At 62.9% G+C, this 9,923-nt stretch carries 12 protein-coding genes; 1 reads left to right on the top strand and 11 read right to left on the bottom strand.

From position 1 onward, the window contains the following. Nucleotides 1–434: 434 nt before the first annotated feature. The 11 genes from OZ411_RS42005 to OZ411_RS41955 form a co-directional block, all read right to left on the bottom strand. Complete coding sequence (locus OZ411_RS42005; RefSeq protein ID WP_282532660.1) at nt 435–1,097, bottom strand: type II CAAX endopeptidase family protein; 663 nt, start codon at nt 1,095–1,097, stop codon at nt 435–437. A 74-nt stretch (nt 1,098–1,171) separates the two neighbouring features. Next, nucleotides 1,172–1,618, bottom strand: a complete 447-nt coding sequence (locus OZ411_RS42000) for an OsmC family protein (RefSeq protein WP_282532659.1) — start codon at nt 1,616–1,618, stop codon at nt 1,172–1,174. Between the two features lie 130 nt (nt 1,619–1,748). Continuing rightward, entirely contained in the window at nt 1,749–2,633 is an 885-nt protein-coding gene (locus OZ411_RS41995) for a pirin family protein (RefSeq protein WP_282532658.1), read from the bottom strand. Beyond that, nucleotides 2,630–2,935 (bottom strand): GNAT family N-acetyltransferase, encoded by a 306-nt coding sequence (locus OZ411_RS41990; RefSeq protein WP_282532657.1) that lies wholly within the window; start codon nt 2,933–2,935, stop codon nt 2,630–2,632. Before OZ411_RS41990 ends, OZ411_RS41995 begins: the two co-directional genes overlap by 4 nt. After that, nucleotides 2,932–3,774 carry an alpha/beta hydrolase gene (locus tag OZ411_RS41985; protein ID WP_282532656.1) on the bottom strand — a complete coding sequence of 281 codons (843 nt, stop codon included), beginning with the start codon at nt 3,772–3,774 and terminating at the stop codon, nt 2,932–2,934. The genes OZ411_RS41990 and OZ411_RS41985 overlap by 4 nt, the downstream gene beginning before the upstream one ends. 94 nt (nt 3,775–3,868) lie before the next feature. After that, nucleotides 3,869–4,513: a hydrolase gene (locus OZ411_RS41980; RefSeq protein ID WP_282532655.1), complete on the bottom strand. Its 645-nt coding sequence runs from the start codon at nt 4,511–4,513 to the stop codon at nt 3,869–3,871. After that, nucleotides 4,503–5,411, bottom strand: a complete 909-nt coding sequence (locus OZ411_RS41975; RefSeq protein ID WP_282532654.1) for an SDR family NAD(P)-dependent oxidoreductase — start codon at nt 5,409–5,411, stop codon at nt 4,503–4,505. Before OZ411_RS41975 ends, OZ411_RS41980 begins: the two co-directional genes overlap by 11 nt. A gap of 31 nt (nt 5,412–5,442) precedes the next feature. Next, a complete protein-coding gene (locus OZ411_RS41970; protein ID WP_282532653.1) occupies nt 5,443–6,483 on the bottom strand; it encodes an LLM class flavin-dependent oxidoreductase in 1,041 nt (346 codons plus the stop codon). Nucleotides 6,484–6,597: 114 nt separating this feature from the next. Then, entirely contained in the window at nt 6,598–7,341 is a 744-nt protein-coding gene (locus OZ411_RS41965; RefSeq protein ID WP_282532652.1) for a nuclear transport factor 2 family protein, read from the bottom strand. A gap of 17 nt (nt 7,342–7,358) precedes the next feature. Continuing rightward, complete coding sequence (locus OZ411_RS41960; protein WP_282532651.1) at nt 7,359–8,939, bottom strand: alginate export family protein; 1,581 nt, start codon at nt 8,937–8,939, stop codon at nt 7,359–7,361. 53 nt (nt 8,940–8,992) lie between these two features. Then, entirely contained in the window at nt 8,993–9,646 is a 654-nt protein-coding gene (locus tag OZ411_RS41955) for a hydrolase (protein WP_282532650.1), read from the bottom strand. 148 nt (nt 9,647–9,794) lie between these two features. On the opposite strand from OZ411_RS41955, the gene OZ411_RS41950 reads away from it, so the two are divergent. After that, nucleotides 9,795–9,923, top strand: a 129-nt coding sequence (locus OZ411_RS41950) for a LysR family transcriptional regulator (protein WP_282532661.1), incomplete at its 3' end; no start/stop codon positions are given.

Raw genomic sequence — 9,923 nt, 5'->3', positions numbered from 1 at the left:
GCCAAGCTCCTTTCGGAGCTTGAATCACGGACATTCCAATCTGTGAATCCTGAATCTCAACAGACCCTAGAGCGCGTATTTATAATCTTCGACGATGTCCACTTTGCGCTATTAGCGATGACCACGCCGGCACATGGCACTCGCAATCCCAGCAAAAGGTTGTAGCTCTCACCCTTGCACCATCGACCCTCCAGGCGGAAATGGGCAAGGGCATCGCGGTGGGTTTGAGCGAAGTGAAAACGCGTTCTCCGGAAACTTGTCGATGCGGTCCATCTGGCCGCAGAGGTTCCCATCGTGCGACAACGTTTAAACGAGCAAGCCCGTGACGCCGAGAGTCGTTGCGGCTGTCAGATCGGTCGCGGGGTTGTAAGGTTCTTGTAGACGAGCGGATAAATCGTCAACCAGCTATCTGGTGTCCTTGCTATCAGAATTGCTCATTTGGCCACGCTCGCGAGCACCATGACTGGAATGGTCGGCAGATTGACGGCGAAATGCACGGTTACGGCGGGCCATATCGAACCACTTCGGCGGAAAACCTCGCCGGCGGCTAAACCGACCACGACCGCCGTCGGAAACACCATGTTGATGCCATGAAAAATCGCAAAGATCAGCGCGCCGCCGACCACCCCGATGAACGCTCCATAGCGGAGAAGTGCAGTCGTGACGACCCCCCGAAATAGGAACTCCTCTCCGATCGGGGTGATGACACTCAGGAAGAAGGTGGCGGCGATTACGGTCCAGATCCCGCCGCTTGCTCCGGTTGCGTAGATGTCTTGCGGGGTCCGACTGTCCCCGGTGAACGATATATAGGCAAAGAAGGCGAGCACTCCGAGCACGGCACCGATCATGATCCAACGCCAGGATATGCGCCGCACGCCGAAGGCCGCCCAGGATCGAATACGCAGTAGATAGGCCGCGAAGAAACCGGCCATGCCACCAACGCCTGAAAGCGCAGTCAGGATGATGCCGAGCGCAATCGGATCGATGCCTAGTCGCACCAAACCGACACCCCCGCCAATAGCCAGAACGGAAAGGCAGACGAGGCCTACGATGACTTCAGGCAAACCGGGGCTGGCCGGCGCAGCGTCTGCGTTCATCACGACCACTCCTGGAAATCAAAGATTCTGCAAGCATGGCTTACACCGTCCCACTGATTGGCGAGGTTCGTCGGCTATCCGGTGATTTGACCGGTTGGTGTTCCCAACTTTGCCTTGATCGAAGGGGAGCTCTCTAGAACGCGTTGGACTGGGCACTTGGCGGCAACATCAAGCAGGCGTGCACGCTGCTCGTCGGTAAGCCGAGGGCCGCGAATGGAAATGGTCTTCTCGAATACGTCGAGGGGGTTTGGAGCACCCACGAGTAGTTTCTTCCCGTAGTCGACCACCACCGCCACATGTTCGACGGGCCAGCCCTGTTGGCGCGCGTACCAGCGCACAGTCATCGCGGTGCATTCCGCCAGCGCAGCCGAGAGGAGCTCAAAAGGGCTGGGACCAAGTCCACCGCCGCCTGCATCCACGGGTTCGTCACCCGTAAGCACATGACCGCTCATCTCGATGCGGACGGCGAAAGGGCTCTTTCCGGTCTCCGAAGCCGTTACATGGGCGCGAGGCGCCGCCATTATGATCTCCCTCGGATCATGGCGACAAAGCCCGTTTCAAAGCTCTGCGGCCGCATGCGGTTCTCCACCTCGGTGTCTGCACAGGCGACGGTGTCGGTTGTCAGGAGGCTCCCCTGTGTCATCGGGCCGCTCACGGCATGGCCGGCGCAGGCTCGTCCGGCAGCGGGATGAACTCCGCGTCGTCGGCGTCCGGCAGCTTCATCCGACCCGCCTTCCAGTCCGAGGCCGCCTGCGCGAGCCGGTCCTTCGAGGAAGAGACGAAGTTCCAGTAGATGAAGCGCTCGCCGACCGGTTCGCCGCCGAGCACCATCACCGCCGATTGCTCCAACGCCTTTACGCGCGAGGTAGCGGCACCGAGCACTAGCATCCTGCCTGCCTCGTAGCGCCGGCTATCCACCTCCACCGCACCGGTCGCGATATAGAGAGCGCGCTCCTTGTGGCCGTCCGGAACCTCGGCGGTCGCTTCCGGCGCCATGTCGAGATGCGCGTAGAACAGCGGCGAGTGCGTCTCGGCGCCGGCCGTCAGGCCGTAGGCGCTGCCGGCGATGAGATGACCGATAACGCCCGCCTCGTTCCACTGCGGCAGATCGCGTCCGGAATGGTGCGAGAAGGACGGCGCAACCTCCTCCTGCTCGGCCGGCAGCGCGACCCAGGCCTGGATGCCGTGCACGCGATCACCCTGCGCCCGCGCACGCTCGAACCGCTCGCTATGGGTGATGCCGCTGCCCGCGGTCATCCAGTTGACTTCCTGCGGACGGATCGCCTGCTCGTAGCCGAGGCTGTCGCGGTGCATGATCTCGCCGGCGAACAGATAGCTCACGGTTGACAGGCCGATGTGCGGATGCGGGCGGATGTCTATGCTGTGGTCGAGGCTAGGCGCGAGATCGATCGGCCCGATATGGTCGAAGAAGATGAACGGACCGACCATGCGCCGCCTCGCGAACGGCAGCACGCGTCCGACCTCGAAGCTGCCACCGAGGTCTCGACGCCGCTGCTCGATGACCATCTCAATCATGCCGCCTCTCCTGATCGGTCCGCGCCACCGACGATGTCGGAATATTCTGGGTGGCGTGCGTAAAAGGCGGTCATAAAAGGGCAGATCAGGATCGCCTTGCGGCCGCTGGCTCGAAGCGTGCCGAACACGCCGCGCGCCAGCTGCGAGCCGAACCCTCGCCCGGAAAATTGCTGCGGAACCTCGGTATGGGTGAGGATGAGCCGATCGCCTTCGTTGCGGTAGTAGATAGCAGCGATCTCGCGGCTGCCATCGATCGCCAGTTCGAAACGATGTTCGGCGGGGTTGTCCCTTACGGCGTTCATTGCCCGGTCCGGTCCTCGATAAACGCCAGCAGATCGGCGTTGATGATATCGGGATGCGTGGCGAACAGGCCGTGCGACAGGCCGGGATAGGTCTTCAGCGTGCCGTTGGTTAGCAGCTCGATCGCCTTGCGGGCCGACGCGTCGACCGGCACCACTTGGTCGTCCTCGCCATGCATCAGCAGCACCGGCAGGAAGACGGCCTGCAGATCCTCGGTGAAGTCCGTCTCCGAGAAGGCGGCGATGCAGTCGTAATGGGCCTTGGCACCGCCCATCATGCCCTGCCGCCACCAGTTGCGGATCAGTCCGTCGTTCACTTCGGCGCCCTCGCGGTTGAAGCCGTAGAAGGGTCCGGTGGGGACATCGAGGAAGAATTGCGCGCGGTTGCGGAGGAGTGCGTCGCGAAATCCGTCGAACACCTCCATTGGCAGGCCACCGGGATATCGTGGTGTCGCCAGCATGATCGGGGTTACGGCGCCGATCAGCACCGCCTTGGCCACACGGCCGGGCTCGCTGCGCGCGACGTAGCGGATCACCTCGCCGCCGCCGGTCGAGTGGCCGACATGGACTACGTCCTTCAGATCGAGGTCCCGAACCAGCTCGGCGACATCGGCCGCGTAGGTGTCCATCTCATTCCCCGTATCGGTCTGATCGGAGCGGCCGTGCCCGCGCCGATCATGCGCGATGACGCGGTAGCCCTTGCTGCGGAAGAACAGCATCTGGTTGTCCCAATCGTCCGCGCTCAATGGCCAGCCGTGATGGAACATGATGGGTTGGGCGTCTTTTGAACCCCAGTCCTTGTAGAAGATCCTGGTGCCGTCCTGCGTCGTCAGCGTCGTCATGATTTGGTCTAGTCCCTAACTAAGTTCGCCAGATTGGATGTAGACAGGGGCGACGACCGAAAGCCGGCCGTCGCCATGATTGATTGTCAGCGGCTCAAAGCACTCGCGCCGCCTCGTCGGCCTTCTCGGGATTGAAGCCGTCGAAGCTCTCGAAAACGTCCATGAAGCCGGGAACCGTTGCCTCGCGGGCCCAGTCGCGCTGGAGCTCGCAGTACATCTGCACTCGGCTGATGAGCTTCACGCCGGCCTGCTCCATGCGGCGCAGCGCCGCCTCGTGCGCGGCGAGCGAGGTGCCGCCGACCGCATCGACCGGCACATAGACCTCGTAGCCTTCCTCGATCGCGTCGAGTGCAGGGAATGTCAGGCACGCCTCTGTCCAGAGCGCGGTCATGACGAGCTTCCGGCGGCCGATTGCCTTGACCGCCTGCTTGAACTCGGTGTCCTCCCAGCTGTTGATCGAGGTGCGGTCGTAGGTCGGCAGGTGGCCGATCACGTCCTGCAGTTCCTGGATCGGCGGCTTGTTGCGGCCGGTCGCCACGTTGACGGTCGAGTGGACGATCGGGAGGTTATAATTGACTGCCGCCTTGGCGACGCTCGTGATGTTGAAAACGAGTTCGTCGCGCGGCATCGAGCGAATCGAGGAGACCTGGATGGGCTGGTAGTCGATGATGATCAACGCCGAATTCTCGGGCGACAGGAGCTGATCGGTGTGGGGATTGCGGATCGTCTCACTTGCCATTGGTTGGTCCTTTCCGTGGTTGAGATGAAAATCGGCTCAGGCCGACAAGCTTCAGACGGAGTGCATCCAGCTCGGCGTCGGGCTTCTCGTGGGCCGCTCGGAGCATCTGCTCGGCTTCGGCGCCGACCACCGCGTGGCTCGGTGCGGGATGCTGCTCGGCGATCTCGACTACCCGTGCAGCGGCCGCGGCCGAGTCGATACCGGTCGCCTGCATGCTGCTCAGCCCGTCCACGAAGGTGCCGAACGTCTTGCCGTAGAGTTTGCGTTGACCTGACGTCATCCCGTTTGCGATCCGCGCCAAGGCCGCCGTCTTCGCTGAACCACCGGTCTTCATGTTGCCGGTGGACACCACCACGACCTCAATGCCGAAGGGCTTCAGTTCGGCGCGGTAGACAGCCGAGAACACCTCGATCGCCGCATGCGACGCTCCCGACGGCCCGCTGAACGGCAACGGCAAGCTCGCCATCCATGTGCTGACCTGCACGATACGTCCGCGCGCCTTCCGTAAGGCCGGCAAGAATGCGTTGATCACCGAAAGGGCGCCGAACACGTTGACTTCGAACTCCTGCCGGATGGCGTCGAGCAGAAGGATCTCGATCGGACCTTGAGTGAGGATGCCGGCATTGTTGATCAGGAGGTTGAGCCCGGCAGGGCCAAGTGCGTCCGTCACACCGCAGGCCCAAGCCTCCACGCCCATCGCCTTTGTGACGTCGCAGACAGTCAGGCTGACACGCCCGCCGGAAGCGTCCTTGAGATCTTGGACCTCCGCGGCGGACATCGCCGTACCGAAGACGATATAGCCCTTGGCGGCGAGTCCGAGCGCGATGTCGCGGCCAAGGCCGGCGCCGGCGCTGGTGACTACGACGGAACGGCCGGATCGTGGAGAGGTGGATACCATCACGTGTTTCCTTCCAGAGACGGAACACTCCTCACGGATTTGCACCAGCCGCCCGGACGATCGGCGCGACTTCAGTGCCTAGGAGCTCGATCGAGCGCTTCATCGCGGCGGTTTCGAGAGAAGCGGTGCTCATCTGGAACGTGATGCGCGAGACGCCGCCGAGCGCCTCGCTGGCATGGAGCATCTTAGCTGCGACCGTCGTCGGACCACCGACCAGGAACGCGCCGTCGGGCCCCGCCATGTCGTCGAACTGCCGGCGCGTCGGCGGCGACCAGCCACGTTCACGGCCGATCTTCGCTGTTAGATGCGCCCAGCCGGGGAAGAAGGCATCGCCCGCTGCCGTATCGGTCTCGCCGACGAAGCCCATCGCATGGACACCTACCGCGAGCTTTTCGGGATCATGCCCGGCGCGCGCGCCAGCTTCGCGATAGAGATCGACGAGCGGACGGAAACGCTCGAAACGGCCGCCGATGATCGCAACCATCAGCGGAAGGCCAAGCGCGCCGGCGCGAGCGAAGGATTGCGGTGTACCGCCGACGCCGATCCATAGCGGCAGCCGCGGCTGATGGGGACGCGGGAAGACGCCCTGACCGCTGAGCGCCGGACGGAAGCGGCCTTCCCACGTGAGATTGGTCGTCTCGCGCAGCTTCAGGAACAGGTCGAGCTTCTCGGCGAAGAGGTCGTCATAGGCCCGTGTATCCAGCCCAAACAGCGGAAAGGCCTCGCCGAACGAACCTCGGCCGACGACGATCTCAGCACGGCCCTTGGCAATCAAGTCGAGGGTCGCGAACTCCTGAAAGACACGCACGGGGTCGGCGGCACTCAGGACCGTCACCGCGCTCGTCAATCGGATCTGGCTGGTGCGGGCTGCTGCCGCGGCCAAAATGATCGTGGGCGCGGAATCGAGGAACTCGGCGCGGTGATGCTCGCCGATGCCGAAGACGTCGAGTCCGGCCCGGTCGGCTACCTCGACCTCTTCGATGAGGCCGGCCATGCGATCGGTCGCCGAAGGAAGCTTGCCGGTCGCCGGATCCGGAAGGATGGCCGCAAAGCTGTCGATACCGATTTCCATGAAAGCTCCTTCCGAATTCTTTGGTCGGTGTGGGCGTCCGCGAGAAGGAGGTCGCTGTTGAACTCCTCCAGCGCCTGACTTTTCAGCGCGATCGGTCGTCGCGTTCGCTGCCATTCATGCCGTTCCCGGTCGCGCGCGAGGCGCCCCTTCCTCGGCATCGAACATCGAGATGCCGCGAAGGGCCGCCGCCACCGGCACCTCGTTCTGCAGCACGTCCCAATGCTCGGCCAGCTTGCCGTCCTCGATCCGGAAGACATCGACCACGACCTGCGGTGCGTCCGCCCACCCGCGGATGGGGCCGTGGATAGCGACGAGATCGCCTTCAGCCACGATCAGGCCGGGCTCGTAATAGACGTCCTGGGATAGATCAGCGACGAGCGCCTGCAAGGCATCGCGGCCCTGAGGAATGCTCGGATTGTGCTGGACGTAATCTGGAGCGTAGAGGCGCTCCACTGCCGACGCATCATGACGCTGGAACAGTGAGGTCATTGCCTCGAGCACCAGCGCCTTGTTGCGCCCGGGACGATCGTCGAAAGTACGATCGGCGGGCCGGCTGACCGCAATTGTCCCCATCATCCGCAAAAACTGACCGCCAGGCAGCGTCGCGAACGAGTGGATCAGACCGCGATCATAGTCCTGGACATTCGTGACTGTCGAACCGTTCTCTTCCTGCCAGCTTACCGCGAAAATACTATTGCCGAGCGGTACGACCTGAATATCGACGGTCTCGGTCCGAGCGAATGGCCCTTCCTTGATCTCGAACCTCAACTGCGTAGCTGACAGGAGCGTCAGACTGACCTGAAAGTTCGGATAGGAGACATCCAGTTCAAGTCCGACGGGAAAGCGATCGATCGACATCGTCATCGTCCTTTTTGTTAGTAGATGAAAGCCCTGCCACGCTGGCGGCAGCCGCTTTCGAAAGTTGGGCGGCGTGCTCGAGCGGGACGAAAACGAAGAACGGACTCATGGCTAGAACCGGCCATGGCGCCGACCATCGTCGCGGTCCGAGCCGGCCCCGTCTCATGAATGAATCGTCCGGGATCGAAGGCGCTCACTGACACTGACAAGTTCAGCTCCGCTGTGGCCTGCCATGCTACGGCGAGTTCGAGCTGCTTTCCGATGAAGCGCGCGTTGCTCGCTGTTCCGCTCCGCACGAGATTCCCCGAAATTGCGTAGATCCCGTCGCGCGTGCTTTCTCTCCAATAGGCCGCGCCAGACAACGAAACCGCAACGTCCTTGCGCGGGTCGACGGTCACGGACGGTCGGATATGGATCAGGTTGCGCGGCCCGACCGGAGACAATGCGCCGAAATACTTGCCTCTGGGAAACATGGGATTGAACGTCCCGAGTTTTCGATCATCCGGGTCGTCGTCGCCCGAGATGACATCAGCCGTGAGGCTGACGTCGGGTTGCATCAGCGCACGAAGGAATCGGTGGCCGATTTCACTGCCGACTCCCCACGCTGCAACACGGCGACCCGCAAAGGTTCCGCCCTGAAGGGCGCCCTCGAGGTTCCAGTGCCAGTCACCCGTGTCCCCGAAGATCCTGCTCCCGATGGTGTGGGCCACCTCCCTGCCGGCACCTTGGTCGAAAACCACGTTGCGATCTCGCAAGCCCAGATAGTAGATATCAAACCCGATCGCCCGGTTCTCCCTTAGCCACTGCGTCGCATAGACACCCCAGACCGCCTTCTCGCGCGAGGCGCGACCGTCGAAATCACCCGGCTCGTTATCGACCGGACGGAAGTACAGCGCCGTCACCTGCCGGGTCGGGCCCGTCAGCGTGGCGTCGAGGCCGTCGAAGGCTTGAGGGATGTTTGGACCATAGCGTGTATCGATGAAGCGTCCCGCGCCGAGCGACACAAGCTTGCGTCCCGCCGACATGCGCAGGAAGATACGTTCAGCCACATCCATCTCGACCTCGGCGAACCCCTGCAGCATATCGGCGCCCGTGGTATCGACCGGTCGCTCGGCGCGGCGAACGCCGGAAATCGCAGAGAGGATCGGTTGCGCGAACAGCCGCACCCTGCCCGCATGAAAGTCGGCGTAGGGCATGAGCCGATGCCAGACATAACCATCGTCCGGCGCCGATCCCCAGTTTACGTTTCCATAGCCTTCGTAGCGCGACCGAGCTTCTCCGCCCGTCGTGAGATACATCGATCCATCCCCGCTCAACGGGATGTACTTGAACTGCTCCGTCCAGCGGCCCGTCCGTTTGGCGGGATCGGCGAGGTGGGACCAATCCTCCGGGTAACGCTCTATGGTGAGCGTCGGTGCGCGACCGATGTCGGTCCCAACCTGTGCCCGCGCGGCGGCTGGCATCACGGCGACCGCCGTCGCCGCGGCAAAGCTCCATTTCGCCGTCGACAGCCGCTGCCGGGCGCGGCGCGGGCGCAGTCGATGGCCCGCGCTTTTCCTCTCAGCGGCCCGTCTGAGGCGGGTGACGAGGACCGACAAGCATTCAGCTCGTTTGCTACCCATCGTGCTTGCTTCTCGTCACCCGGTTCAGATCACTTCGCGGCGCGCGGCACCGGCGTGTTGAGCAGCTGCTGTTCCCACAGATAGGCAATGCCGCTGCCCGCGGCGTGCTGCTGGATAACCTCCGTCAGCTTGACAGCCGTTTCCATACGCGCCCAGTCGCGCTGCCATTCGGCGGCCAACGCCAGCCACGTCATCATGTTTGCGCCGGCCGCGATCATGCGCTGGATGGCGACCTGGTGAGCTTCGACCGAAACGGCACCCGACGCATCGGTGATGACCGTCACATCCCAGCCTTCGCCCAAGGCCTGGATCACCGGCATCGCGACGCAGATCTCGGTCCACAGACCGGCGATGATCAGTTGTTTGCGGCCCGTCGCCTTGACCACGTCCACCACCTTCTTATCCTCCCAGGTGTTGATGAACGTCCGGTCGATCACCTCCTGGCCCGGGAACACATCGGTGATTTGGGGGAAGATGAGACCGCCCCGTTCCGCGACTACGCTCGTCAGGATGGTGGGAACCCCAAAAGCCTTGGCAGCCTTCGCTAGTGCCGTCGCATTGTTGACGACCATCTGCGGCTCGTGGCTGTTCAGGTTCGCGAGCTGGTAGGGCTGGTGGTCGATCAGGACGAGTACCGAGTCCTCGGGACGAAGAAGCGACGCAAGGCCGTTGCGAAAGGTCATGATTATCCTCTGCTGCCGTCAGATGAGGTTGATTTGCGGGGAGACATGCGCCGTCTGCGACGATGTCTACGTGGACTCTGCCATTCCCATTTGCGATACGGTAGCACCCACCCACGCCACACAGTGTCGCAAAAGCAGGAACGCCAAATTGGACATCGAAGAACTGCGAACATTCGTGGAGGTCGCTGACGCCGGAGGAGTGTCACCTGCTGCGCGCCGGCTCGGCGTCTCCAAGTCGATCGTCAGTCGGCAGCTCGCTCGGCTTGAAGCAGACCTC

Origin of the sequence: Bradyrhizobium sp. Arg237L, from assembly GCF_029990105.1 — a bacterium.
GTDB lineage: Bacteria > Pseudomonadota > Alphaproteobacteria > Rhizobiales > Xanthobacteraceae > Bradyrhizobium.
Note: the sequence above shows the minus strand (reverse complement) of the source record. Positions and strands in the feature narration are given on the sequence as shown.